General features: G+C 62.4%; 24 protein-coding genes and 1 riboswitch. Of the genes, 9 read left to right on the top strand and 15 right to left on the bottom strand.

Features of this window, described 5'->3' with window-relative positions; all coding sequences use genetic code 11:
• Window positions 1–34: 34 nt before the first annotated feature.
• Together E3U23_RS04565 and E3U23_RS04560 are read left to right on the top strand one after the other, a co-directional pair.
• The gene (locus E3U23_RS04565; RefSeq protein WP_279350018.1) at window positions 35–595 is read left to right on the top strand and encodes a hypothetical protein; all 561 of its coding nucleotides are present in this window, start codon (window positions 35–37) and stop codon (window positions 593–595) included.
• Between the two features lie 138 nt (window positions 596–733).
• Window positions 734–1,474 (top strand): hypothetical protein, encoded by a 741-nt coding sequence (locus E3U23_RS04560; RefSeq protein WP_279350017.1) that lies wholly within the window; start codon window positions 734–736, stop codon window positions 1,472–1,474.
• On the opposite strand, the gene E3U23_RS04555 is transcribed toward E3U23_RS04560, so the two are convergent.
• The 11 genes from E3U23_RS04555 to E3U23_RS04505 form a co-directional block, all read right to left on the bottom strand.
• Entirely contained in the window at window positions 1,459–2,103 is a 645-nt protein-coding gene (locus tag E3U23_RS04555) for a trimeric intracellular cation channel family protein (RefSeq protein ID WP_279350016.1), read from the bottom strand. The genes E3U23_RS04560 and E3U23_RS04555 overlap by 16 nt on opposite strands.
• On the bottom strand, window positions 2,100–2,801 hold the full coding sequence (locus E3U23_RS04550; protein ID WP_279350015.1) for a PepSY domain-containing protein: 702 nt from the start codon (window positions 2,799–2,801) through the stop codon (window positions 2,100–2,102). Before E3U23_RS04550 ends, E3U23_RS04555 begins: the two co-directional genes overlap by 4 nt.
• Before the next feature lie 43 nt (window positions 2,802–2,844).
• Window positions 2,845–3,627, bottom strand: coding sequence for a CPBP family intramembrane glutamic endopeptidase (locus tag E3U23_RS04545; protein WP_279350014.1), 783 nt, complete (start codon window positions 3,625–3,627; stop codon window positions 2,845–2,847).
• A complete protein-coding gene (locus E3U23_RS04540; protein ID WP_279350013.1) occupies window positions 3,624–4,448 on the bottom strand; it encodes a hypothetical protein in 825 nt (274 codons plus the stop codon). Before E3U23_RS04540 ends, E3U23_RS04545 begins: the two co-directional genes overlap by 4 nt.
• Before the next feature lies 1 nt (window position 4,449).
• Window positions 4,450–5,865 carry a dihydrolipoyl dehydrogenase gene (lpdA, locus tag E3U23_RS04535; RefSeq protein ID WP_279350012.1) on the bottom strand — a complete coding sequence of 472 codons (1,416 nt, stop codon included), beginning with the start codon at window positions 5,863–5,865 and terminating at the stop codon, window positions 4,450–4,452.
• Window positions 5,865–6,212, bottom strand: a complete 348-nt coding sequence (locus tag E3U23_RS04530; RefSeq protein WP_279350011.1) for a hypothetical protein — start codon at window positions 6,210–6,212, stop codon at window positions 5,865–5,867. The genes lpdA and E3U23_RS04530 overlap by 1 nt, the downstream gene beginning before the upstream one ends.
• Window positions 6,212–7,483 carry a 2-oxoglutarate dehydrogenase complex dihydrolipoyllysine-residue succinyltransferase gene (gene odhB, locus E3U23_RS04525; RefSeq protein ID WP_279350010.1) on the bottom strand — a complete coding sequence of 424 codons (1,272 nt, stop codon included), beginning with the start codon at window positions 7,481–7,483 and terminating at the stop codon, window positions 6,212–6,214. The genes E3U23_RS04530 and odhB overlap by 1 nt, the downstream gene beginning before the upstream one ends.
• Window positions 7,484–7,510: 27 nt before the next feature.
• Window positions 7,511–10,345, bottom strand: a complete 2,835-nt coding sequence (locus E3U23_RS04520; protein ID WP_279350009.1) for a 2-oxoglutarate dehydrogenase E1 component — start codon at window positions 10,343–10,345, stop codon at window positions 7,511–7,513.
• Window positions 10,346–10,446: 101 nt separating this feature from the next.
• Window positions 10,447–11,337, bottom strand: coding sequence for a succinate--CoA ligase subunit alpha (sucD, locus tag E3U23_RS04515; RefSeq protein WP_279350008.1), 891 nt, complete (start codon window positions 11,335–11,337; stop codon window positions 10,447–10,449).
• Between the two features lie 302 nt (window positions 11,338–11,639).
• Window positions 11,640–12,614 carry a malate dehydrogenase gene (gene mdh / locus E3U23_RS04510; protein ID WP_279350007.1) on the bottom strand — a complete coding sequence of 325 codons (975 nt, stop codon included), beginning with the start codon at window positions 12,612–12,614 and terminating at the stop codon, window positions 11,640–11,642.
• Between the two features lie 194 nt (window positions 12,615–12,808).
• Window positions 12,809–13,141, bottom strand: coding sequence for a hypothetical protein (locus E3U23_RS04505; RefSeq protein ID WP_279350006.1), 333 nt, complete (start codon window positions 13,139–13,141; stop codon window positions 12,809–12,811).
• Window positions 13,142–13,257: 116 nt separating this feature from the next.
• A riboswitch (cobalamin riboswitch) is annotated at window positions 13,258–13,455 on the top strand.
• An 89-nt stretch (window positions 13,456–13,544) separates the two neighbouring features.
• Between E3U23_RS04505 and E3U23_RS04500 the strand changes: the two genes are divergently transcribed.
• From E3U23_RS04500 to E3U23_RS04470, 7 genes are all read left to right on the top strand, one after another.
• A complete protein-coding gene (locus E3U23_RS04500; RefSeq protein ID WP_279350005.1) occupies window positions 13,545–15,410 on the top strand; it encodes a TonB-dependent receptor plug domain-containing protein in 1,866 nt (621 codons plus the stop codon).
• Complete coding sequence (locus E3U23_RS04495) at window positions 15,407–16,222, top strand: ABC transporter substrate-binding protein (protein ID WP_279350004.1); 816 nt, start codon at window positions 15,407–15,409, stop codon at window positions 16,220–16,222. Before E3U23_RS04500 ends, E3U23_RS04495 begins: the two co-directional genes overlap by 4 nt.
• Window positions 16,219–17,172, top strand: coding sequence for a FecCD family ABC transporter permease (locus E3U23_RS04490; RefSeq protein ID WP_279350003.1), 954 nt, complete (start codon window positions 16,219–16,221; stop codon window positions 17,170–17,172). Before E3U23_RS04495 ends, E3U23_RS04490 begins: the two co-directional genes overlap by 4 nt.
• Entirely contained in the window at window positions 17,169–17,903 is a 735-nt protein-coding gene (locus tag E3U23_RS04485) for an ABC transporter ATP-binding protein (protein WP_279350002.1), read from the top strand. Before E3U23_RS04490 ends, E3U23_RS04485 begins: the two co-directional genes overlap by 4 nt.
• Window positions 17,904–17,968: 65 nt before the next feature.
• Window positions 17,969–18,781, top strand: coding sequence for a peptidoglycan-binding protein (locus E3U23_RS04480; protein WP_279350001.1), 813 nt, complete (start codon window positions 17,969–17,971; stop codon window positions 18,779–18,781).
• 40 nt (window positions 18,782–18,821) lie between these two features.
• Window positions 18,822–19,118 carry a GCN5-related N-acetyltransferase gene (locus tag E3U23_RS04475; protein WP_279350000.1) on the top strand — a complete coding sequence of 99 codons (297 nt, stop codon included), beginning with the start codon at window positions 18,822–18,824 and terminating at the stop codon, window positions 19,116–19,118.
• Between the two features lie 134 nt (window positions 19,119–19,252).
• On the top strand, window positions 19,253–20,176 hold the full coding sequence (locus tag E3U23_RS04470) for a hypothetical protein (RefSeq protein WP_279349999.1): 924 nt from the start codon (window positions 19,253–19,255) through the stop codon (window positions 20,174–20,176).
• A gap of 63 nt (window positions 20,177–20,239) precedes the next feature.
• Here E3U23_RS04470 and E3U23_RS04465 read toward each other — a convergent pair whose 3' ends face one another.
• The 4 genes from E3U23_RS04465 to E3U23_RS04450 all read right to left on the bottom strand — a co-directional run bounded on the left by E3U23_RS04465 (window position 20,240) and on the right by E3U23_RS04450 (window position 24,732).
• Entirely contained in the window at window positions 20,240–22,438 is a 2,199-nt protein-coding gene (locus tag E3U23_RS04465; RefSeq protein ID WP_431732664.1) for a M3 family metallopeptidase, read from the bottom strand.
• Between the two features lie 226 nt (window positions 22,439–22,664).
• Window positions 22,665–23,252: a hypothetical protein gene (locus E3U23_RS04460; RefSeq protein ID WP_279349997.1), complete on the bottom strand. Its 588-nt coding sequence runs from the start codon at window positions 23,250–23,252 to the stop codon at window positions 22,665–22,667.
• Window positions 23,253–23,311: 59 nt separating this feature from the next.
• Window positions 23,312–23,854, bottom strand: coding sequence for an RNA 2',3'-cyclic phosphodiesterase (thpR, locus tag E3U23_RS04455; protein WP_279349996.1), 543 nt, complete (start codon window positions 23,852–23,854; stop codon window positions 23,312–23,314).
• Window positions 23,855–23,877: 23 nt separating this feature from the next.
• Window positions 23,878–24,732 (bottom strand): lysozyme, encoded by an 855-nt coding sequence (locus E3U23_RS04450; protein ID WP_279349995.1) that lies wholly within the window; start codon window positions 24,730–24,732, stop codon window positions 23,878–23,880.
• Window positions 24,733–24,811: the final 79 nt, after the last annotated feature.

Genomic DNA, 24,811 nt, shown 5'->3' with positions numbered 1-24,811 from the left:
ATCCCGCCGCGGTTCCGACGAGGGAGGACCTCACATGACAAATAAAATTACGAAGTTCGCGAAGGGTGGGATCGCGGCTGCAACAATGGGTGCAATGGCGTTGGCCGGAGCCACCCCGGCAAGCGCGCAGCGCTACGACCGAGACAACGACGGAATCTCCGCCGGCGAGATTATTGCCGGCGCGGTCATCATCGGCGGCATCGCCGCTATCGCAAGCTCGTCCAAGCGCGACCGCGATTATTACAGGGGCGACCGCTATTACCGCGATGGCCGATATTATCGCGACGGGAATGAATATCGCCGCAATGCCTATCGCGCTCGCGGAAATCCCCGTGGCGCGGTCGAACGCTGCGTGAATGCGGCGCGAAGCGAGGCGGTACGTTATGGCGGGTATCGCTACGCCCGGGTCACCGACATTCGCGATGTGGACGACACACGCTATGGCTGGCGCGTAAAGGGCCGCATCGAAGTCGATGGGCAGCGTGGTTATGGACGCCGCGGCTACAATAGGGGCGATCGCGGCACTTTCACCTGCACCGTCGAGCGTGGCAGGGTTCGCGATGTAAATTTCGGTAGCGTTCGCGGTCTGCGCTGATCCGAGACAGAGGACGAAGCGGTTCAGGCGTTCGACAGTCTGAACCGCTTACCTTCTGTCGACTTTTTGTGAGGATTTCACCCCATGCCCAATATCGCGTCTCTCCGAAGCCTTCCCGCGCTTGCGGCCGTAGCGGCAATGATCGCGACGCCCGCGGCCGCGGTATCGCTTCCGGTAAAGTCCGGCGGTGCGAGCGAAAGCGCCGTGGTTGCCTGGAGCGAGGACGATACTGTCCAGAACCAGTACCGCCGCTGGCACCGTCCGCGCTACAGGCGTGATCGCGGGATCGACGGCGGCGATGTAGTGGCAGGCGTCCTGATTCTCGGCGGCATTGCGGCGATTGCGAGCGCTGTTTCCAAGAACAATCGGCGGACCCGAGAGCGCTATCCCGCGCCGCCGCCGCGGCCCACGCAGCAGGGTGAGTATCGCCAGACCTATCGTTCCGGCGATGGATTGGGCAATGCCGCAGACATGTGCGTCGAGGCAATCGGCCGAGACCGACGGGTCGAGAATGTGGATCAGGTGCAGCGCTTGGCGACGGGCTGGGTCGTAACCGGAACGCTGGCCGATGGTCAGGACTTCGTATGCACGATCGGCCAAAACGGTCGTATCGAAACCATTGATTATGCCGGCGGCGAGCCGACCCAAGGGTATTCGGACGACGACGAAACCTATTACCGTCAGCGGGAAGAGGATTACTATGCCTCGCGCCCGGAAGACGATCGGCAATACGACGATGATCGTTACGCTGCCGAACGCGCGCAGATCGACGACGAGGGCGCGCCAGAATATCGCAGCGAAGGACCGCAACCGGCCTATCCCGGCGGTCCGCTGCCCGGTGACGACGATCGTCCGGTATACGATTACGGCGAGGACTGATCCGAACCGTTTGCTTCCCCATAGGCGGGAAGTGACAGGTTCCAGCGGATGGCGGCGAGGCGCAGTCCGAAACCCGCGGCTGTTGCCGCTATCCACGCCCACCAGCGTTCGATACCGGCGATGTCGCCTAGAACGGTGAGGCTGGCGGAAAGGGCGGCGGCGGTCACATACAATTCGGGCCGCATGAGGATCGAGGGACGGCCAGCCAACACGTCGCGGATGATGCCGCCGGCACAACCGGTTACCACGCCCATCATGAACGCGGCGACCGGCGGAACTCCGTATTCGAGTGCTTTGGCGGTGCCGAGAACGGCATAGGCGGCAAGGCCGAGACCGTCGGCAATCGAAAGGAAGCGACCCTCCACCCAACGGGTTGGTGTGAACCAGGAAAACAGCGCGATGCCGAGACAGATTGGCGCCACCCACGGATCGGCGATCCAGAACACGGGTGCTTCGATCAGAAGGTCGCGGATGGTGCCGCCGCCGACCCCCGTCACCAAGGCGAAAAAGCAGAGCGTGACAAGCGTCTGGCGTTCCTTTGCGGCGACCAGCGCACCGGTCAGGGCGAAGATCGCGACCCCGGCCAGATCGAGCCAGTCGAGGACCGGGGTGAGGACGGCTTCGTTCACGACTGTTTCGCTGCCGAACGACGACGGCGAAAGAGCAGGATCATACCGATCAGCGTTCCGAGCAAAGCCAACCCGGTGAACAGAACGAGGGTAGGGTGGCTCGTATCCTCGCGCTCTTGCAGATCCATGATGTGGAGGCTCCACATGAAGTCGAAGATACGCCACCACCGCGTGCGCACCGCCTCGATCTCGCCCGTCTCGATTCCGACATAGACATGCGTCCCATCGGCGAGCGCGACTTGCCACACGGCTTCGGGTCTGCGAAAATCGCGCGGAGGATCGTCGGCATCGAAGCGGCGGGCATCGATCACCTGATCGCCGCCGACGATCGTTTCGGCTACGATCAGGCGCGCTTCGATCTCGGAAAGGGGTGCCATCGGATTTCCATCGGCGCGGAAGCGTTCGCTGGTCCCGTCCAGATATATGATGCGGGTGACCGGCTCGCCACGCTCGATTTGGGTGCTGACAGAACGGACCGGCTTCGTGCCGTCTGACGGCAAGGATACGGAAATCTGCGTATCGCGGGGCAGGGGCGTTTCGGCGATCTCCTTGCGCAGGTGGTTGCCGCGTACCTCTTCTATCGGCTTCAGCACCATCACGAAACCGCTGAGCGTCCACAGTAGCAACGGGACGCCGATCAGCCAGCCGAGCCAGATATGCCAGCGTGCGAGCTTTCGCATGAGGGTGCGGGTATTCATTGCGCCGCCGCCCATGACGAAGCGGCGCGAAGCACGCAAGGTCTCAATCCGAGCGAAGCTTGCGCCATGAGCGCTCGAGACCAAGACCGACCAGGGGGCGGACGACGAGACCGATAAGGTCGATCAAGATGTGCAGCACGATCGCGGTCCACAGGCTGAAGGTCGTGGCATAGGCGGCGGCGAGAACCAGTCCGAGCACGCCCGTCGCCAGAACGCCGACCCATCCCTGGTAGGTATGGCAGGCGGCAAACAGGACGCAGGAGATGAGAAACCCCCACACGATCGGTACGCCGAGGGCCGCCAGACCGAGCGGGATCAGGGCCCGGAACAGCAGTTCTTCGCCAAAGCCCGCACCGAGCGAGAGCACCGCTGTCCAGCGCGCTTCACGCATGTTTCGCGGCAGCAGCGATCCGACGTTCCCGAGCATGAAGCTGCGGCCTTTTCCGCGAAGGACGGGGATCAGCTCGAGTACAAGGATGAGCGAGGCCACCCCGAGCACAGGCCCCCAGTCCAGCGAGAAGGTGAACGCCTCGCCGGTCAGTCCGGTCGCCATGAAGACTTCGTAGGCAAAGGGCGCGACAAGCGCGCCGGGATCGAACGCGGGGAACAACAGGCCACTGAGAGACAGGGCGACGAGCGGCGCGGCGACCATCACCACCCACTGTTCGGCAGCCTTTCGGCGATACCAAGAGATACGCGGATCGCCATGCGCCGCCGCGCCCAACCGGACCATCCCGCCAAAACCGTTGCGGATATAGAACCACAGCAGGATCAGGCAGACGATCAGACCCACCGCCGTCGCAATCGTTCTGAAGACTTCGGTCATCCGGCCCGGCTGCTTTCCGCAAGGCCCAAAGCCAGTCCGAAGCCGAGGATCGGCGCGGCACCGTAACCGATCAGCGGGAACGGGTTGTGTGAGACGAGGGCCATGATGATGAAGCCAAACAGGCAGCCTGCAAGCGCATAGGATGTCGCAGCGTCTGCCCTTAGTCCTTTGAGGACAGTGAAGAAGCTCGCGGCAAGGGCGCCGAACAGCAGAACTGCCCAAACGAGGCTTTCTCCCATAGCATCGCCGATCACGCGCTCGACGAAGGTCTGTGGCGGCAGTTCGCCGCGCAGAGCCATCGAGATAGTGAGGAAGAAGCCCGCGATGCAGACGATCCCGTAGCGCCAGTCCTTCGTGCGGTCGTGAATGCCGACGGCGGCGAAGGTGACGGCGAGACCGGCGGCTGCATCCGGCTGGGCAGTGAGCGGGAGGAGGGCCGCGCCCAACAGGTGAGGCCCCCATGCGCGGTCCCGCACCGCTGCAACGGCAAGGGCCGGGATCGCTATGGCGCCGCTATTGAGACCGACCGGTCCGAAGGATATCCATCGTGCGACGCCATTGACGCCAGGACCGGTAAGGAAGGGCAGGCACAGAGCGAATAGTGCAGCTATCGCGAGGATACGCCATTGGCGAACGGTATTCGGTGCACGCGCAAACACGAGCCATATGCTTGCGAAGCCAAGCGCGGCAGCGTTCAGTATGCGATAGCTTTCCGGCGAACCCGCCCACGCCATCCAGGCGAGGCCGACAAGGACGGGCACCGCGAGCGCGAACAGCGCGGCGACAGGCAGCGCCGCTCTCGCCGCCCCTGCCGCGCCCATCTCAGACGTGGATCGGTTTACCCTGCACCGCCATCGCCGCTTCCTTCATCGCTTCGGAATGCGTCGGGTGGGCATGGCAGGTATAGGCGATGTCCTCGCTGGTCGTGCCGAATTCCATCGCTTGTGCAGCCTGTGCGATCATCGTGCCAGCAACGCTGGCGATCGCCCAGACGCCCAATACGCGATCGCTTTCCGCCTCGGCGATGATCTTCACGAAACCGTCGGGCTCATGATTGGTCTTGGCGCGGCTGTTGGCCATCATCGGAAACTTGCCAACCTTGACCTTGGCCTTGTCACCCATCTTCTCGACCGCTTCCTCGGTCGTGAGGCCGACCCCGGCAATCTCCGGCCAGGTGTAGACGACGCTTGGGATCAGGGCGTGGTTCACGATCCCGGTCTGTCCGGCGATGTTTTCGGCGCAGGCGATGCCTTCGTCCTCCGCCTTGTGGGCGAGCATGGGGCCGGGAATCACGTCGCCGATGGCCCATACGCCGTCCACCTTGGTGCGGAAGTCGTGGTCGGTTTCGACCTGGCCCTTCTTGTTGAGTTCCAGCCCGATATTGTCGAGGCCGAGACCGTCGGTGTTCGGTCGCCGCCCGATCGAGACGAGCACGCAATCGGCCTCCATCGTCTCCGCCTCGCCGCCAGCCGCGGGTTCGAGCGTCAGGGTCGCCTTGTCGCCCTTCGTCTCGACACTGGTGACCTTTGTCGAAAGCTTCAGTTCCATACCCTGCTTCTTGAAGATCTTGCCTGCTTCCTTCCGGACGTCGTCGTCCATGCCGGGCAGTAGCTTGTCGAGATATTCGACCACGGTGACCTGCGCGCCAAGACGCCGCCAGACCGATCCCATTTCGAGTCCGATCACGCCGCCGCCGATGACGACCATCTTTTCCGGCACTTTAGATAGTTCGAGCGCGCCGGTGCTGTCCACCACGACGCCCTTTTCATTGTCGATCTCGACATTGGGCAGGGGGGTGACGCTCGATCCGGTGGCAATGATGACATTCTTCGCCGTCACTGTTTCTTCGCCGACTTTTACCGTATGCGCATCCTGAAAGGTAGCGCGGCCCTTCTTCCAGTCGACCTTGTTCTTCTTGAACAGGAACTCGATCCCGCCGGTCAGGCCCTTCACCGCATCGCGGCGCTGATCGTGCATCTTCTCAAGGTTGAGCTTCGGGGTAACCTCGATCCCCATTTCCGCCATCGCGCCGTTGGCCGCCGCGTCGAAATATTCGCTGGCGTGCAGCATCGCCTTGGAGGGAATGCAGCCGACGTTGAGACAGGTGCCTCCCAGCGTCTCGCGGCTCTCGGCACACGCGGTCTTGAGGCCGAGCTGCGCTGCGCGAATGGCGGCGACATAACCACCGGGGCCTGCGCCGATAACGAGGACGTCGTAGTCGTACTGGGTATTGCTCATCAGGTTTCAGTCCTGCTTGAAGTGGGGGTCGCGCCGCCGAGACCGAGCGCTTGATCTGCGCATTGGGCGACACTATCCTGAAGGCCGTTCGCTTCGCCTGCCATGAGGTCGGCGACGCTCAAATCTTCGCGCGCGCGTTCCGTCGCGCAATCGCAAATTTGCGAAGCGGCGGCGGAAAGCGTCGCATTGTTCTCGACCTGAGATACACACGTGGCCCGCAATTGCGCGGCAAGCGAGCCGGAGCCCTCTTCCGCACCTTCGCCGATGCTCACGTCGCTCTGTCCGCAACCGGCCAAAGCGAGCGTCGCAGCAAACAGGAGCGATATGGTCGGTCGAAACATGGGCATCACAAGTCGATCAGCATTCGGGTCGGATCCTCGATCGCTTCCTTGATGATCTTGAGTGCCGTCACCGCCTCGCGGCCGTCGATCAGACGGTGGTCGTAGGAGAGCGCCAAGTACATCATCGGACGGATAACGATCTCGCCGTTAACCACGACCGCGCGGTCCTCGATGCGGTGTAGTCCGAGCACCGCGCTCTGTGGCGGATTGATGATCGGGGTCGACATAAGGCTGCCGAACACGCCGCCGTTGGAGATGGTGAAGGTGCCGCCCTTCATGTCTTCCATCGTCAAAGTGCCATCGCGTGCGCGCTTTCCGAAATCGGCAATGTCCTTCTCGATCCGCGCGAAACCCTTGTCCTGCGCATCGCGGATAACCGGGACCACGAGGCCGTTCGGCGCACTCACCGCCACCGAGATATCGACATAGTCGTGATAGACGATCTCGTCGCCTTCGATATAGGCGTTGGCGGCCGGCACGTCCTTCAGCGCAAGGCACGCGGCCTTCGCGAAGAAGCCCATGAAACCAAGCTTGATATCGTGCTTCTTCGCGAACAGATCCTTGTATTTCTCGCGGGCTTCCATGACCGCGCTCATGTCGCAATCGTTGAAGGTGGTAAGCAGTGCCGCGTTGTCCTGCGCGCCTTTCAGCCTCTTGGCGATGGTCTGGCGCATCCGCGTCATCTTGACGCGTTCCTCGCGGCGCTCGCCGGAGGCAGCAGGCGAGGAAGCAGTTGTCGCCTGATCAGGTGCGGCATCGGCCACGGTGCCGCCGCCGCCCTTCTTCGCCTTCGCAGCGGCTTCGACGTCTTCCTTGGTTAGGCGCCCGTCCTTGCCGGTGCCCTTGATAGTGGAAGGATCGAGCCCAGCCTCCAGAACCGCACGGCGAACGGCAGGCGAGAGGGTTTGCGCGCCGTCTTTCGGCTGGCTCGACGGGGAGGGCGAAGACGAAGGAGCAGACGTCTCTTCGCGCTTTTCCTGCCCTTCCTCACGTTCCTGCTTCGCACGGCCAGCTTCTTCACCTGTGGCGGCGACGGTGCCGCCTTCCTCGACGATAGCCAGCACGGCGCCGACTTCCACCGTATCACCGACTGCCACCTTGAATTCCTGGATGACGCCGGCAACGGGCGAAGGCGCCTCTACCGCGACCTTGTCAGTCTCCAGGCTGACGATCGGCTCGTCCACCGCCACGGCATCGCCGGGCTGCTTCAGAAACTCCCCGATAGTCGCTTCGGTGACGCTCTCGCCGAGCGTGGGAACTTTGATTTCAGTGGCCATGTGTTCGTCGTTCCTTAAAGCCTGCGATCAATCGCAATCGCTGCGTACCTTGGCGGTGTTGCCACCGTTGAGGCCGAGCGCGATGTTCACGAGCGCTTCCTGTTGCATCTTGTGGCGGCTGGCGAAGCCCGTCGCCGGCGACGCGGCGACTTCGCGGCCGGCGTAGCACGGGCGCATACCTGTCTTTCCCGCCTTGTCGGCGGCATCCTCGATCAGCCGGTCGACGAAGAACCACGCGCCGTTGTTCTTCGGTTCTTCCTGGCACCAGCAGATTGTTTCGAGACTCGTCATCCGCTCCAACCGGACCGCCAGTGGTTCGCCGGGGAAGGGGTAGAGCTGCTCGATCCGCACGATGCTGACATCGTCCAGCTCAGCCTCGTCGCGCCGCTGCATGAGATCGTAGGCCACCTTGCCGCTGCATAGAACGAGGCGCTTCACCTTTTCGTCCGCGATCTGCTTCATGTCGGACTTGATCCGCATGAAATGGGTATCGCCCTGAAATTCCGATGCATCGGACTTTGCAAGCGGATGGCGTAGCAGGCTCTTGGGCGTCATGATGACGAGCGGCTTCCGAAACGGACGCAGCATCTGACGGCGCAGCACGTGGAAGTAATTCGCAGGCGTGGTGATGTTGCACACCTGGATATTGTCGTTCGCGCACAGTTGCAGGAACCGTTCGAGCCGGGCCGAGCTGTGTTCCGGACCCTGACCCTCGTAGCCATGGGGCAGCAGCAGCACGAGGCCGTTGGCGCGCAGCCATTTGACTTCGCCGCTGGCGATGAACTGGTCGATCATGATCTGCGCACCGTTGGCGAAATCGCCGAACTGGGCTTCCCACATCACCAAAGTCTTTGGATCGGCCATGGCGAAGCCGTATTCGAAGCCGAGAACGCCGTATTCGGACAGCGGACTGTCATACACTTCGAACTTGCCGTGGGGCAGGGTGGAGAGCGGGATGTACTTGTGCTCGTCCTTCTGATCGACCCAGACGGCATGGCGCTGGCTGAAGGTGCCGCGCCCGGAATCCTGCCCCGACAGGCGAACGCCATAGCCTTCGGTCACGAGGCTGCCGAAGGCCAAAGCTTCGGCAGTCGCCCAGTCGAACCCCTCACCCGAACGGAACATCTCCTTCTTCGCATCGAGCACGCGGCCAAGCGTCTTGTGGATGGTTAGATCGTCGGGAACGGCGGTAAGCGTACGGCCGAGACTGTCGAACAGCTTGGGCGCGATAGCGCTTTCGATATTGCGGCGCGCGGTTTCGGGATCGGCCGGCTTGCTGAGGCCCGACCAGCGCCCGCCGAACCAGTCCGCCTCGTTCGGCTTGTAGCTCTTGGCCGCTTCGAATTCTTCTTCCAGCAGCGCGTTGAATTCTTCGCACAAACCGTCCGCAAAACTACCGTCGATCACACCTTCTTCCTGCAGCCGCTTCGCATAAAGCGAACTGACTTTAGGATGTTCGCGGATCGCGTCGTACATCAGCGGCTGGGTGAATTTCGGCTCGTCCCCCTCGTTGTGTCCGAAGCGGCGATAGCACCACATGTCGATCACGATGTCGCGCCCGAACGTATGACGATACTCGATGGCCAGCTTGCAAGCGAAGGTCACCGCTTCCGGGTCGTCACCGTTGACGTGGAGGATCGGCGCCTGGACGCCTTTCGCCACGTCGGACGGATATGGGCTCGACCGTGCGAACTGGGGCGAGGTGGTGAAGCCGATCTGGTTGTTGATGACGAAATGGATGCAGCCGCCGGTATTGTAGCCGCGCACGCCGGAAAAACCGAAGCATTCCCACACGATTCCCTGACCCGCAAAGGCAGCATCGCCATGGATGAGGACCGGCAGTACCTGCTCGTGCTTCTTCAGATCGTCACGGATCGCCTGCTGCGCGCGCGCCTTGCCCAGCACCACGGGATCGACAGCTTCGAGGTGGCTGGGATTGGGTACGAGGCTCATATGCACCTCGATCCCGTCGAACGAGCGGTCCGTGCTGGTGCCGAGGTGATACTTCACGTCGCCCGAGCCGCCGACATCGTCAGGGCTGGCGCTGCCGCCCTGAAATTCATGGAAGATTACCTTGTAAGGCTTGGCCATGACGTTCGCGAGGACATTGAGCCGCCCCCGGTGTGCCATGCCGTAGATAATCTCGCGCACGCCCGTCTGGCCGCCATACTTGATGACCGCCTCCAGCGCCGGAATCATGGATTCGCCACCATCGAGGCCGAAACGCTTGGTGCCGACGTATTTCTTGCCGAGGAACTTCTCGTACTGTTCGCCCCGGATCACCGCGCCGAGGATCGCGCGCTTGCCTTCGTCGGTAAACTGGATGGTTTCTTCCGGCGTTTCGAAGCGTTCCTGAAGGAAGCGGCGCTCTTCGATATCGGCAATGTGCATGTATTCGAGGCCGACATTGCCGCAATAGGTGTGGCGCAGGGCATCGAAAAGGTCGCCGATCGTGACCCAGCCGAAGCCGAACACGCCGCCGACGAACACTTCCAGATCCTCTTCCCCCTCAAAGCCATGCCCGGCCAAGGTCAAGTCTTCGGGGATTTCGCGGTGGGAAAGATTAAGCGGATCGAGATTGGCGGCAAGGTGCCCACGCACGCGGAATGTGCGCACCAGCATCATCGCCCGATTGGAATCGTCCGACGCCTTTTCGAGCGCCTTCTCGTCGACAGGCTTGCCAGCCTTTTCCGCCGCCTGCTTCACCGCCATGCGCATCTGCGTGGGATCGAGCGCGGCGACGAGATCGGCACCGCTGTCCACCACTTCGGCGAGCCAGTTCGGATTGGCCCAGCTAGGGCCGGGCTGCGGGCCTTCCTGATCGGTCAGCTCGGGAAGGAAATCGTGGCTTTCGTTACCCATCGGGTCACCTTTCGCGCCGACTTTCCTGTCGGCTCATATTGCCAATGCCTCGGCGGCGCGGAAGGCTCCCGGGGAGGATAAAACCTTTCCGCGTTCCGGGGTCAGGCAAGCTCCTTCAGCATCGCGTCGAGCGTGGTACCGAGCTCGCTGGGCGAAGGGGAAACGCGAATGCCCGCATCTTCCATCGCCGCGATCTTGTCGTCTGCGCCGCCCTGGCCGCCCGACACGATAGCGCCGGCATGGCCCATGCGGCGACCCGGAGGCGCCGTGCGGCCCGCGATGAAGCCGACCATCGGCTTGCGGCGACCCTTGGCGGCCTGTTCCTTGATGAAGGCAGCGGCTTCTTCTTCCGCGCTGCCACCGATTTCGCCGATCATGATGATCGACTTGGTCTCGTCGTCGTTCAGGAAGAGATCGAGCACGTCGATGAAATTGGTGCCGTTGACCGGATCCCCGCCGATGCCGACCGCGGTGGTCTGGCCGAGGCCGACCATGGTGGTCTGGTGCACGGCTTCATAGGTCAGCGTACCCGAACGGCTGACGACACCGACGCTGCCCTTCTTGAAGATCGAGCCGGGCATGATGCCGATCTTGCATTCGCCGGGCGTCAGCACGCCGGGGCAGTTCGGGCCGATCAGGCGCGACTTGCTGCCGACCAGCGCGCGCTTGACACGGACCATGTCGAGCACCGGGATACCTTCGGTAATGGCGACGATGAGTTCCATCTCGGCATCGATCGCCTCGCAGATCGCGTCGGCGGCGAAGGGCGGCGGCACGTAGATGCACGAAGCGGTTGCACCGGTTTCGGCCTTGGCTTCTTTCACCGTATTGAAGTTCGGCAAGCCGATATGCGTCGTGCCGCCTTTGCCCGGCGTCACCCCCGCAACCATCTGCGTTCCGTAATCGAGCGCCTGCTGCGTATGGAAGGTGCCGGTATCGCCGGTCATCCCCTGGGTGATGACCTTGGTGTCTTTGTTTACGAGGATGGACATGAGCGGTCTCCGAAATAACTAATCGTGTTTCGTGAGCCTACGAGAGGCAAAAGCGAGTGCGAAAAAAATCCAGCCGAGAAAGATTGGCCCAACTATCATCGCAAAAAGAAGTGGTCCGTAGGGGTCTACCCAAATCGGCGGTCCCGCAGTGTTGAATTCAACCCAAACGAGCAGAGCAACGAACGGAGCGGTAAGCGCTAATGCAAACCGCCATTTGCCTGTCAGACCAAAGCGAATCATCGCAGTCCAAACCGCAATCATCGCCAGGATGGAGACCCAGCCGGTGTAGGTTAGCGGCCCGATCACGCCAGCGAGCTATCCAGCCCCTTGCAAGCCTCGAGCAGTTCCTCGACCGCGTCGGTCGAGACCTTGAGGTTGCTCTTTTCCTCGTCCGACAGCTCGATCTCGATCACTTCCTCGGTGCCGCCTGCACCGATTACGGTGGGGACGCCGACATAGAGACCGTCGAGGCCATACTTGCCTTCGACATAGCTGGCGCAAGGCAGGATCCGCTTCTGGTCGCCGAGATAGGCTTCCGCCATGCTAATCGCGCTGGTGGCAGGGGCGTAATAGGCCGAGCCGTTGCCGAGCAGGCCGACGATCTCGCCGCCGCCCTTGCGAGTACGGTCGACGATTTCGTCGATGCGGCTTTCCGACACGCCCTTGATCTTCGCGAAGTCCTTCACCGGAATGCCGTTGACCGTGGTGTAGCTAGTGACGGGGACCATGGTATCGCCATGGCCGCCGAGGACGAAGGCGTTCACGTCCTTCACACTCACACCGAATTCCCAGGCGAGGAAGGTGGCGAAGCGCGCGCTGTCGAGCACGCCCGCCATGCCGACGACCTTGTTGTGCGGCAGGCCACTGAATTCGCGCAGCGCCCAGACCATCGCGTCGAGCGGGTTTGTGATGCAGATCACGAATGCGTCGGGGCAGTTGTTCTTGATGCCTTCGCCGACCTGGCTCATCACTTTCAGATTGATGCCGAGCAGATCGTCGCGGCTCATGCCGGGCTTGCGCGGCACACCAGCAGTCACAATCACGACATCGGCGCCGGCGATATCGGCATAGTCGTTCGTGCCGGTGATCTTCGCATCGAAGCCTTCGACCGGGCCGCACTGCGAAAGATCGAGCGCCTTGCCCTGCGGCATCCCCTCGGCAATGTCGAACAGGACGATGTCACCCATTTCCTTCTTCGCGACGAGATGGGCGAGCGTGCCGCCGATCATGCCTGAACCGATAAGGGCGATCTTCTTGCGTCCGACGTTCTGGGCCATGGGTGCGGGCAGTCCTTCCAGTGCGCGGGACGAAGCGAAACAGACCGATAGCCCCGACCCGTCCCGCCGGGAGGGGGTGTCCGGAAGTTGCCCGAGCGACCTAGGCCTGCCCACATATGATTGCAACCGCGAAAAGGACAAATTCTCCGACGCTTAATGCAATCGGTTCGCATTAGCAATAAAGGTGCGGCAATTCAGTGAACCATGAATTGAACGAGATCGGCCAGTCGTCGTTCCACGCGCACGGCCAGCGCCCGGTCGAGCGTGGCGCAGATGCCGAGCCACCAGCGGTGCGCCGCCTCGTCTCCGTCCTGGTGCGCGCGCTCCGCCTTGCGCGCCGCGATAAGGGCCGACGCCATGCCGTGGCCGGCGAAATGGCGCAGCGCCGCGCGCATCGTATCGTCGAAATCATTGGCGGGCGGGGGTGTACCGTTGTCGTTCGCCGCACGCTTGACGGCGCGGTTCGCCAAAGCGCGAGCAATAGGGGAGCGAGCCGTGGAGCGGGCGGCGGCGAAACGGACGGCCATGCGGGAAAATCCTCGGATAAGCCCGCTGCGGAAGTGCGCGGTCCGGATGCTGTACAGCGTCGCCTGCTAAACATCGGTTTTCCAGCATGATTGACGGACGGTAAAGCCGCGCCTAAGCGCGCCGCCAAGGCACGGGTTGGCGCGCTTCGGTGCGCCCTAAGAGGGAACGGGGCAAACAACCCCGGCTGCCCCCGCAACTGTGACCGGGGAGGCGCGCTCCAACATGCCACTGCCACGCTTTCGGGCCGGCGGGAAGGCGGGGCGAGGCCTGTGATCCGGGAAGCCAGGAGACCTGCCCATGCCTGTCGTTCGGCCGCGGGCGGGGTGTACCGAGGGCACGCGTGGATGGAGCAATTCCGCTCCCTCCCGTCATGAGCGGCATCGCTTGTGATCGGAGTGACACGTGTACAAATATCCGTTTTTGCTTTCCGCCGCGCTGGCCGCGCCTCTGTCTGCGCAGGATGTCGCCGAAAGCGACTCGGTCGACGAAGAGATCGTCCTCACGCCGCTTGCCATCGAGCCGACCATAACCGTCACCGCCAACGGTCTCGGCACTGACATTCGCAATACCGGCCAGCCGATCACCGTGATCGAGCGCGAGGAAATCGAGGACGTGCAGGGGGCGGACGTCACCCGCGTCCTCCGGCGCACACCCGGCCTTTCCTTCTCGCGCAGCGGCGGCCTCGGCAGCCTGACCAGCGTCAATGTGCGGGGTGCCTCGCCAGAGCAATTGCTCGTGCTGATCGACGGGGTGCGTGTAGCCGACCCGGCCTCCACCTCCGGCGCCTACGATTTCGGCAACCTCCTTTCACCCACCGTCGCCAAGTTCGACATCCTGCGCGGCTCGAACAGCACGATCTGGGGCTCGGACGCGGTGGGCGGGGTGATCGACATCACCACCCGCGCGCAAACCGGCATGGAAGGGACCGTGGAATACGGCGCGCGCGACACCTTCCTCGCCAATGTCTCGGCAGGGGCGGGGAACGATGGCCTGTTCGTCGGCCTGATCGGGTCGTGGCTCCAGACCGACGGCTTTTCCGCCGCCGAAAGCGGCACGGAGAATGACGGGTACGAACAGTTCGCGGTCGGCTCGACCACCTTTGTCGATCTCGCGCCGACCTTGGAGTTGTTCGCCCACGCCAACTATCGTTCCTCGCGGCTAGACATAGACGGCTTCCAGTCGGAAGCGCCTTTCGCCCTTGTCGACAGTCTCGACACACAGGAAACCGAGGAGGCGTTCGGCGATATCGGTCTCGCCTATTACGGCAACGACCTCACCTTGCGCGGCGCATACAGCCTCTCGCGGACCGAGCGCGACAACCTGGATTCCGAGAACCAATCGACTTTCGCGAGCAACGGGCGATCCGACCGTTTGCAACTGCGCGGCGAATATCGCCTTCTCGGCGGCCTTTCGGTGGCATTCGGCGGCGAGCACGAATGGACCAGCTACGACGTCGACTTCGAAGAAGCGGCGGATGTCGAGATCACCGGAGCCTACGCCCAGCTCGGCTGGGTGATGGGCAATCTTGCGGTCCATGCCGGGGGGCGGGTGGACGATCACGAACTCTTCGGCAGTCATACGAGCTTCGGCGGCGATGCAAGCTATCGCCTTTCGCCCGAATGGCGTGTGCGCGCGAGCATCGGGGAAGGGTTCAAGGCGCCCTCGCTCTACCAGCTCTATTCCTTCTACGGGAACCGCGACCTTCGGCCGGAAGAAAGCACGAGCATCGACATCGGGGTCGAGCGGGGGGAGCGGGATCGCGGCGTGTATGTCGCGCTTACCGGATTTCGCAGGACAAGCGACGATCTCATCGGCTTTGCCTTTACCGAGGCGCGGCCGAACGGGGTGTATCAAAACACTGCCGAGGCTCGCGCGCAGGGCTTGGAAGCCGAGGCAGGTATCGATTTGCTAGAGGGTCTGCGTATCGCCGCAGTCTACGCCTTCGTCGATGCCGAGGACCGCTTAACGGACCTTCGCCTCGCCCGCCGGCCCCGTCATTTCGGAACCCTGTTCGCCCACTGGCGGACCGGCTTCGCCCTGAAGTTGGGTGCGGATTTGCGCATATCGGGCGCGAGTTACGACAACGCGGCAAACACACGCCGACTGGACGGATACGAAGTGCTCGACCTGCGGGCGGCTTACGAATTCGGCGAGAACCTGGAACTGTATGGCCGGGTAGAGAATGTGTTCGACGCGAATTACCAGACCGTGTTCGGCTACAACACGCCGGGGCGGGGCGCGTTCGTCGGGGTGAGGGCGCGGATGTGACGCGGCTAGCGGCGGCGCTGGCAGTGCTGCTCGCCGGATGCGCGAGCGGTGCGCCGACGCCGCCTGCCGAGAGGGCATCGCCGACCATTGTCAGTCTCAATCCCTGCACCGATGCGATCCTCGCGCGCGTGACCGAACCGGGCCAGCTGCTCGCCATCTCGCACTACAGCAAGGATCCGCGGAGCACCTCCATGCCCGCTGCCGAGGCGGCGCGCTACCCGGCGACGGGGGGTACGGTGGAGGAGGTGCTAGCCTTGGATCCCGATGTGGTGGTCGCCTCCACCTTTATCGCGCCCGCGACGAAAGCGGCGATGGACGATCTCGGCTTGCGGGTCGTCATGTTCGGGGCAGCTTCGTCCATCGCTGAAAGCGAAGCGCAGGTGCAAGACCTTGCAGCGCTGGCGGGGCATCCGGACCGGGGTGACAGACTGGTTCGGAGTATTGAGCTGGCGCTGGCGGAGGCGCGATCCAGCGCGGAATCTGTCGAGGCTGCTTTGTGGCAGCCCGGCGGGATCGTCCCAGGAAAAACCTCTCTTATTATTGATTTGCTGCGCAGCACGGGTTTCTCCAGCTACTCCGCGAACCGCAACATGGCACAGGCTGACTACCTCCCGCTGGAACAGGTCGTCGCCGATCCGCCGGAGGTTTTGCTGGTTGCCGGAAGCGAGGAGGGGCAGCGCCATCCGGTATTGGATAATCTACCCGCGATGCGGCGCGAAATGCTCGATACGCGCCTGCTGTATTGTGGCGGGCCGACCATCATCCGCGCTGCCGAGCGGCTTGCGGAAATCCGCCGCGCGGTCGCGCCGTGAGCCGCGCCACCCTCGTCTTCGCGATCCTGCTGTTGTTCGCCATGCCGCTTTCGCTGCTCGCCGGCCGTGTCTGGATCGATCCAGCCGTCACTCCGAACGCTGCGCTGATCCTCGGTGAACTGCGATTGCCGCGCGCCGTCCTGGCGATCGTCGTCGGCGCGGGACTGGGCGCAAGCGGGGCGGCCATGCAGGGCTATCTACGCAATCCGTTGGCCGACCCCGGCCTGTTCGGCATCGCCCCGGGCGCAGCGCTAGGCGCCGTTACAGCGCTGTTCTTCGGCTATGCAGCAAGCCCCTATCTGCTTCCACTTTTCGCGCTCGTCGGAGCGGGCGGGGCAATGGCGCTTCTCGCCGCGATTGCCGGACGAACGGGTGGGATCGCGCTGTTCACTCTCGCCGGCCTGATGATCGCAAGCCTCGCAGGCGCGCTGACCGCATTCGCCATTTCGATGGCACCCAATGCTTTCGCGATGAGCGAGATCGTGCTCTGGCTAAACGGCGCACTGACCGATCGCAGCTGGCGCGAAGTGGGAATAGCCGCGCCGCTCGTTTTGTTTGGAATAGCGATCCTGTGGCGAGCCGGAAAAGCGCTCGACGCGCTCACCCTAGGCGATGCGGCGGCGCGCTCGCTCGGTGTCGATACCGGGCGCCTGCTCTGGCTGCTGGTTATCGGCATCGGCCTGACGGTCGGGGCCGGCGTCGCGGTTGCCGGTATTATCGGCTTCGTCGGGTTGATCGTGCCACACTTGGTCCGCCCACTGACCGACAGCCGGCCATCGCAGCTTATCCTGCCAAGCGCTCTTGCAGGGGCACTACTGGTCCTCGTTGCCGATAGCGTGGTGCGGATCCTGCCGCTGGTTACCGAACTACGGTTGGGCATCGCTCTAAGCCTGCTCGGCGCGCCATTCTTTCTCTGGCTTTTGCTGCGGATGCGCAGGGGACTCGCATGACCCTCGAAGCAAAGGGCCTAACCCTCGGAACGCGGCTGGACGGCGTTTCGGCCAAACTCACGCCGGGTTCGATCACCGCAATCTGCGGACCCAACGGTGCGGGAAAGTCGTCGCTTCTCGAATGCCTTGCGGGTCTGCTCTCACCGACCTCCGGCACCGCTGCGTTGGACGGGCAAGACGTACTCGATCTTACACCGAGGCACCGCGCCCACCGGATCGGATACCTACCGCAGCAACCCGAAATTGCGTGGGACGTGCCTGTGCGAAATCTCATCGAACTCGGCCGATTTCCGCACGGAGATCGAAAACAAGAGCCTGTCGATGCTGCAATCCGTGCGCTGGACCTCAACGCCTTCCAGACGCGGCGTGCCCAATCTTTGTCCGGCGGAGAAACGGCGCGCGTTTTGCTGGCACGTGTGCTGGCCGGCGAGCCGGACTGGATCCTCGCCGACGAACCGCTTGCGGCGCTCGACCTTTCGCACCAACTGATCCTCATCGGTCATCTTCGCCGTGTGGCAAACGCAGGAGCCGGCGTCGTCATCGTGCTGCACGATCTGGCGATGGCACGGAATCATGCGGATCATGTCCTGCTCTTGGATCGCGGTAGGATTGCGCAGAACGGTCCGCCCGAAGCAGCGCTATCCGAAGAAGCGATCGGCGCGGTTTTCGGGGTCTCCTGCGAATGGATCGGCGAGCCCGGGCGGTGGGCGCTTTCGACCTTTCCTAATTAGCTCGAGGGCGGCAGCTTCCGGGCCTTTCCGCGCGTCGCACCGCGCGCCTTAAAGGCAGGAACGGCATGGATTCGATCGACAGGCAATTTTTCTTCGCTCGCATTCGGATGCGGCCCTTCGGTGGCCGCCTTATTGCTTCGCAAGTCGAACGATGCGCAACAATCCTCGATCACTGGGAGAGAGGCCATGCGGGCGAAGATGATCGCTGGCTCGCCTACCTTCTCAGCACAGCCTATCATGAAACTGCGGCCACTATGGCGGCGATCGACGAATATGGCGGAGCGGCCTACTTCGAGCGCCGCTATGGCCCGCAAACTGCTGTAGGTCGCGCGCTCGGAAACGTAGAGCCGGGCGACGGGGCGCGCTTCCATGGTCGCGGCTTCGTGCAGTTGACCGGCCGGGCGAACTATGCGGACTGGAGCGAGCGGACCGGCTTCGATCTCGTCTCGGAACCCGACATAGCCCTGTACCCGAACGTCGCCGCGCAGATACTGATCGATGGGGCGATCCTTGGAACCTTCACCGGAAAGCGGCTCGGCGACTATCTGAACGACACCACGAACGACTGGTTCGGCGCGAGGCGGGTTATCAACCGGTTGGATCGTGCCGCCGATATCGCTGGTCTGGGCAAGCAATTCTGGGCGGCGATTTCGCACGAGGAAAGCGGACAGAGCGGGCAGGCCGCCCATCGAAGGACGATACGTATAGGTGATCGGGGCGAGACCGTGCGTTTCCTGCAGACGCAGCTGGGCCTGCGCGAAGACGGCGAATTCGGACCGGTTACCTCGGCTGCGGTTCAGCTGTTTCAAGTAGATAAGGGTATGGCTTCTGACGGTATTGTCGGGCGGATAACCTGGGCCGAACTTCTACGAAGGTGAACCGAACGGCACCTCCAAGCCGCAAACGCGTTTTTTCGCCATGGCCAGCGATAAACTTATCGAGGAGTGGTTCGACCTCACCCGCGAAACAATGCCCAGCCTCGCTTCCGACCGTGGCTGGCCGGTGCAGTTCGACCACTGTTTTCAGCGTATTCTGCTCGACAATGCCGTAGGCGGCAAATGGAAGGACGCAATCGCCTCGCCCGCCTATCGCAACGCTACAGATGTTCAATTGCAGACTGCGATAGAGCTTGGACGTAAGGCGGTCAGCGGAGAGAAGGAACTGGGCGAACTCAACCGCAAATCGCTCGCATGGCGCGGCAAGCTGGGCGGTTGACAGCTTTCGCTGATTCACGCGCGAACGTTGGCGAGTTCTGCGTTGGCCGGTAAGGCGGGGTCATGCCCTCCTCGTCAAACCCTTTCAGCAATCCGGAATGGCTACCGCATCGAGTCGATGTTTCCGCCAGGACAGTGGAGTTCATTCGAATAGCGCGTGATGATTTCGACGCGCCCGCTTTTCTGGCCGACCGGCAGGTCTCGCCATCAGATCGCCTAACCGTGAGCTGGGAAAACGTGGAAGCGTATGGCGCGGAAACTTCGAGAATCTGCTTCATTTTTCACACCGCCTTCTGCCGGTCGACTCTTCTCGTTCGTGCGCTCGACAATCCCGGCAGCGCGCTGGGATTGAGCGAGCCGGGTATCATCGCCAGTATCGTCAACGCGCGTGGAGCGGCCGACCATCTTATTCGACCGCTCGTTGCCCTTCTAGCCCGTCCGCATGCCAATGAAGCGGTCGCGTTCATCAAGCCGACCAATCATGCGAACCGCCTGATGCCCGCATTGCTCGGCGCATTGCCCGGGTCCCGGGCCATCCTCATGACGAACAGCCTGCCCCAGTTTCTGCGGGCGGTTGCGCGAAAGGGATTGATGGGGCGTCGCTGGGGTCGTCAATTGTTGTTAGAGATGCAGAGCTATGCCGGCGTCGATCTGGGCATGGATGCGCGGGAAACGTTTTGTATGACCGACATGCAAGCTGCTGGTATCGCTTGGTTCCTAGCACAACGGTGGTTCGCCCTTCATCTTGCCGGGCAAGTGAGGAATGTTTCCAAAGACCGTCTGTCGGTCTTGGACGGCGACCGTTTCGACGGCGAACGTGCGCGGACGCTGAAGGCGGCTAACGCTTTTGCTGGCGCACGTATCTCTGAAGAAGATGCAATTGCGCGCGCGAATTCGCCCCTGTTTGCAAGTCACGCAAAATCGGGCGTTGTATATGCGGGCGATAATACGTCCAGCGATCCGCGCTTCGAAGAGGAACTCGAGCAGGTAGGGCAGTGGATCGGCGCGATAATCGAGCAGTCCGGCCTAGACCTTCCGCTGCGCCACGAACTTTTCTGATCGCCGAAAAAAGGCCCGCCGTGGCAGAAACCACGGCGGGCCTTTTCAAACAAGTTCAGGACATCAGTTGCCGATCGTACCGCTTCCGGCATCGGTAGCAGTGGCGGGGCCGTCATCGGCGACCGCGCCCGTTTCCTCGTCGCCCGGGACTAGTCCGCGCGCTTCGAGCATCGGCTGCACGTCGGGACGCCGGCCCGCGAAGTTTTCGAACATCTTGAAATAGTCCATCGTTCCGCCGCGGCTCAGCACGGTTTCGCGATAATGGTCGCCGTTCTCACGGGTAAGGCCGCCATTTTCCATGAACCACCTGCGGCTGTCGCGATCGAGCATTTCGGTCCACAGATAGCTGTAATAGCCGGCACTGTAGCCCGACGGCGAACTGAAGATATGGTTGAAATAGGTGCTGCGATAGCGCGGCGGCACCAAGTCGATCTCGAGGCCCAGTTCCTCCAGCGAACGCCGTTCGAAAGCGTCAACTTCCTCCGGCGTATCGATCGCGGCGGCTTCTTCGGCCGACAGGGCGCTCCACTTCATGTCGAGCAATGCAGCTTCGACGACTTCGCCGAAATCGTAGCCCTGGTTGAAGCGGCCCGCCGCCTCGATCTTTTCGATCATCTCGTCGGGGATGGTCTCGCCGGTTTCGTAATGCTTGGCATAATTGCTCAGCACCGAGGGGTAGGTCGCCCACATCTCATTAACCTGGCTCGGATATTCGACGAAGTCGCGCGCCGTCGCCGTACCGGAAAGGCTGGCATACTTCTGATCCGCGAAGAAGCCGTGCAGGGCGTGGCCGAATTCGTGGAACATGGTGTTGGCGTTGTCGAAGCTAACGAGCTGCGTTTGGCCCTCAGGTGCCTTCGGGATGTTCAACACGTTGTAGATAACGGGCTTCGTACCGCGCAGATGGCTCTGATCGACGAAGTTCGACATCCACGCGCCGCCGCGTTTCGAAGGCCGTTGGAACGGGTCGAAATAGAAGATGCCGAGAAGCGATCCATCGCGGTCATTGATTGTATAGGTCGTCACGTCCGGGTGGTAGACCGGAAGATCGGTGCGCTTTTCGAAGGTGAGGCCGTAAAGCTGGTTGGCGGCATAGAACACGCCGTCTTCCAAAACCTTGTCGAGCTGGAAATACTCCATCACCGCGTCTTCATCGAGGTCGAAGCGCTGTGCCTTCACCTCGTTGGCATAGCGGTACCAGTCCCACGGCTGAACATCGAAATTGCCGCCTTCGCTAGCGATGACTTCATTGAGCATGGCCGCCTCGCGCCGCTGGGTGGCGGCGAGGGCGGGGACCATCTGGCCCATGAAATCGAGCGCGGTCTGCGGGTTTTCGGCCATCCGATCCCACATCGCATAGGTCGCCCAGTCGTCCTCGCCGAACAGTGCGGCCTTCTCCGCGCGCAGCGTGGCGATGCGAGCGACCAAAGTGCGAGTGTCGTATTCAGGATTGGTGCCGTCTGCCCGATGGTAGGACTGCATGAACAGCTTCTCGCGCGCTTCGCGATCATCCATCGCCGGAAGGAGCGGCTGCTGGGTTGTGTTCTGAAGCGCGATGGCGAACTTGCCCGGCATGCCGCGTTCCGCGGCGAGATCGGCAGCCGCCTTGATATCGGCATCGGACAGGCCGGCAAGCTGGTCGCGGCTGTCGAGGATCAGCGGTTGTTCGTTCGTTGCCGCACGAAGCGTCTGGCTAAATTCAGTTGTCAGCGTGGTCAGTTCAGAATTGATCGCCTTCACCCGCTCACGCTGCGCATCGGTCAGCATTGCCCCGGCGTGGACCATGCCTTCATAGGTATCTTCGAGCAGCTTGGCGTCTTCCTGCGACATATTCATCGCGGCGCGGTTGTCGTAGACGGCCTTGACACGCTCAAAGAGGGCGGGGTTGAGCGAGATCGCATCGTAATGCGCGGTAAGCTTCGGCCCGATTTCCGTATCGATCTCGTCGAGCCGGTCGGTCGTATTCGTGCCGGTGAGTGCGTAGAACACCGCCGACGTACGGCCGAGCATCCGCCCGGATTCCTCGAGCGCGACGATGGTGTTCTCGAAGGTCGGCGCGGCCGGATTGTTCACGATCGCGTCGATCTCGGCGGACTGGATTGCCATGCCCTGCTCGAATGCGGGGATGTAATCGTCTTCGCTGATTTTGGTGAAATCGGGCGCTTGCAGCGGCAATGTGCTGTCGGACGCGAAATAGCCGGTTCCCTGCGGAATGGCGGCGGCGGCACTTGGGCGCGTGTCGCTGACGGATGCGGTATCCATGGTGCCTCCGGGCATTGTGGAGCAGGCGCCTAGCAGGGCGGCGCTCGCGAGAAGGGGGGTGGTGCTGGCCAGGAAATGGGCCTTCATGATCTCTCCAATATTCTGTGACAGGGCGGCACGGGGCAGGATGCCCGCCGCCGAAAACATCCGTTGGTTAACAGGGCGCGGTTGAACCGCAGATTTAGGACAAAGGCAAGCAGGGTTTGCGGCTCCCGCACCGGCAGCTTCACTCGGCGCGCTCCAGCGCCCGACCGGTACCAGCTTGCGCTTCGCGTTGCGCAGCGCGCGCCGCTTCCTCCAACGCTTGCCGGTTCACCGTAACGAGGCGCGGCCGGCCGCCTTGCTTGTCGACAACCAACCACAGCGTACCAAGCTGGAAATATGCGCCTTGGCGATTCTCGACCGTAATGTCCGACAGATCGAGCTTGCGCAGCGCCATCAGCATCTGCTGATCGAACACCTCGTCGAACACGGTATTGATTTCGTCTTGTGAGAGCTCCCGCCGCGCTCCTTCGCCATCGATATAGAGCAGTGGGATGCCGACCTGTTCGAGCAGCCGCGCTTTGTCGCCGCTCCGGGCTGCTTCTCGCAAGGTTTCGATAGCGGCGCGGAACTGGCTCGGCGTCGTACCGGTGGCGCAGGAGATCGCGCCGCCGCGGGCAGTATCGTTGGCACGGTCGAACGTGATGTCGGGCGCATCTTGCTCCGACCACAACAGCAGCAGGCAATTGTCCGACGGATCGGGCTCGGCATTCTTCTCGAGCGTCTCCAGCAGCGTTGTATCGTCCGGGGTCACGTCGCGAGACGTTTCCATGCATGCGCTAACGCTTAACATGGCGAATGCGCCGAGAACCGTCGATCCAAAGACGCGTCTCATTGTTTTGCTGCCGGATAGGTCATCACTGGCTCGTACAGTGAGCCGCCGGGGCGCAGATGGCTTTCATACAGGCGGAACGCGTCGCAAATCCATGGCGCCAGTTTGAATTCGCTCGTCCTGCCGAGGAACGGGGTGAGCGATCCGCTGCTGGCATTGAGCCGTGCGATGGTGATGTGGGGTGCGTATTTGCGATGTTCCGGTTCGCATCCGCACTGGACGCACACCCTCTCGACGCGCTTGCGCAAGGAGAGAAGTTCGGGGTTGGGATCGATGTCGGCGTACAGCGTGTGCGCACGGCCTTTCCGCTCGAAGAAGGCGGTTCCGTCGATCGCGATGGGGAAAGGCGCGAATTCGACGGCGGCGAGCGCACCAGCCAGTTCGTTCGCCCGGTGCCGGTCGGTTTCGCCAATATAGCGTAAGGTTAGATGGAGTTGGTCGTCGTCTTGCCAGCGCACGTCGGACACGCCTTCCATCAGATCTATCAGGGCGTCGCGAACGGGCTCGGGCGGACGGATTGCCACGAACAGGCGATGAGACATGACGGAAACTCGCGCCGGAAGCGTCAGGCGGTCGTTCGACCCGCAGAGGTTTCGCGCGGGTTCTCGTAGGAAGCGTTCATGAACATCTGCGCGCGTCGCTCGCTGCGATATTCGAGGCCGAGCGCGAACTGGCCGCGCGCCGTCGTATAATGCAATTCGTCCGCGATGGCGTCGTAATCCGCGTTGGCGATAGCTTCATTCAGTCGCGGGCTCTCGTCGGGCGCGACATTGCCTGCGCCGACATTGTAGACGAGATCGAGCAGGGCGTCGAATTCGTGTTGGTACAGCGGCAAATCGCCCACCAGTTTGCGCACGCCCTCCGCCGCCTGGCGCATATCCTGCTCCAGAAATTCAAGGATGCGCTGTTCACCGATGCGATCACCGACGCGAAGGTTGTCCTTCGGCTGCACGAGATGGCCGACGCCGACCGTCGGATATCCTGCAACATCGCGGTAAACCGTGTAGCGCACACCCTCTTCCTCGATCAGCGCCTGCTTGAACGCGTCGCTCGCGGTCAGCAGGACGGCGGGCTTGCGAATGTTCTCAAGCTGTTCCTGCTGTGCATCCGACAATGTAATGTTACCGTCCATTTGGGGCGCGGTAAACGCTGCAAGACCGACGGCTCCGGCGCTCATCATCACGCTGACCTTGCGCCGGATTGATTTATCAGGATCGACGCCAAGCGCCTTTTTCGCAGATTCCCGTGCCTTGTTCAGCATTCTGCGGTCTTCACGGTATGTTTTTAGTCGACCGAGAAATTTGTCCGATCCGGCATCGTCGTTATCGTCCAGAGGCCTGTTCAACTCCTCGAGCAACGCCTTCAACTGGGGCCCGCTTCGCTTCTGCGAGGTGCTGCTGTCCGGTTGTGGGTTCGACATCGTTTTCGCCCTGTTGCGTAATCTGGAAGCTGCCCGTTACCGCGAACTTATCGCGATTCACGGACAGCGCATTTCTTCC

The sequence above is a fragment of the Erythrobacter litoralis genome (assembly GCF_029760855.1).
Lineage (GTDB): Bacteria > Pseudomonadota > Alphaproteobacteria > Sphingomonadales > Sphingomonadaceae > Qipengyuania > Qipengyuania litoralis_A.
Note: the sequence above shows the minus strand (reverse complement) of the source record. Positions and strands in the feature narration are given on the sequence as shown.

Coding starts and splice junctions, on each gene's coding strand:
- E3U23_RS04565 (WP_279350018.1), top strand. CDS start 35: ATGACAAATAAAATTACGAAGTTCGCGAAGGGTGGGATCGCGGCTGCA.
- E3U23_RS04560 (WP_279350017.1), top strand. CDS start 734: ATGATCGCGACGCCCGCGGCCGCGGTATCGCTTCCGGTAAAGTCCGGC.
- E3U23_RS04550 (WP_279350015.1), bottom strand. CDS start 2,801: ATGAATACCCGCACCCTCATGCGAAAGCTCGCACGCTGGCATATCTGG.
- E3U23_RS04545 (WP_279350014.1), bottom strand. CDS start 3,627: ATGACCGAAGTCTTCAGAACGATTGCGACGGCGGTGGGTCTGATCGTC.
- E3U23_RS04540 (WP_279350013.1), bottom strand. CDS start 4,448: ATGGGCGCGGCAGGGGCGGCGAGAGCGGCGCTGCCTGTCGCCGCGCTG.
- lpdA (WP_279350012.1), bottom strand. CDS start 5,865: ATGAGCAATACCCAGTACGACTACGACGTCCTCGTTATCGGCGCAGGC.
- E3U23_RS04530 (WP_279350011.1), bottom strand. CDS start 6,212: ATGCCCATGTTTCGACCGACCATATCGCTCCTGTTTGCTGCGACGCTC.
- odhB (WP_279350010.1), bottom strand. CDS start 7,483: ATGGCCACTGAAATCAAAGTTCCCACGCTCGGCGAGAGCGTCACCGAA.
- E3U23_RS04520 (WP_279350009.1), bottom strand. CDS start 10,345: ATGGGTAACGAAAGCCACGATTTCCTTCCCGAGCTGACCGATCAGGAA.
- sucD (WP_279350008.1), bottom strand. CDS start 11,337: ATGTCCATCCTCGTAAACAAAGACACCAAGGTCATCACCCAGGGGATG.
- mdh (WP_279350007.1), bottom strand. CDS start 12,614: ATGGCCCAGAACGTCGGACGCAAGAAGATCGCCCTTATCGGTTCAGGC.
- E3U23_RS04505 (WP_279350006.1), bottom strand. CDS start 13,141: ATGGCCGTCCGTTTCGCCGCCGCCCGCTCCACGGCTCGCTCCCCTATT.
- E3U23_RS04485 (WP_279350002.1), top strand. CDS start 17,169: ATGACCCTCGAAGCAAAGGGCCTAACCCTCGGAACGCGGCTGGACGGC.
- E3U23_RS04480 (WP_279350001.1), top strand. CDS start 17,969: ATGGATTCGATCGACAGGCAATTTTTCTTCGCTCGCATTCGGATGCGG.
- E3U23_RS04475 (WP_279350000.1), top strand. CDS start 18,822: ATGGCCAGCGATAAACTTATCGAGGAGTGGTTCGACCTCACCCGCGAA.
- E3U23_RS04465 (WP_431732664.1), bottom strand. CDS start 22,438: ATGGATACCGCATCCGTCAGCGACACGCGCCCAAGTGCCGCCGCCGCC.
- E3U23_RS04460 (WP_279349997.1), bottom strand. CDS start 23,252: ATGGAAACGTCTCGCGACGTGACCCCGGACGATACAACGCTGCTGGAG.
- thpR (WP_279349996.1), bottom strand. CDS start 23,854: ATGTCTCATCGCCTGTTCGTGGCAATCCGTCCGCCCGAGCCCGTTCGC.
- E3U23_RS04450 (WP_279349995.1), bottom strand. CDS start 24,732: ATGTCGAACCCACAACCGGACAGCAGCACCTCGCAGAAGCGAAGCGGG.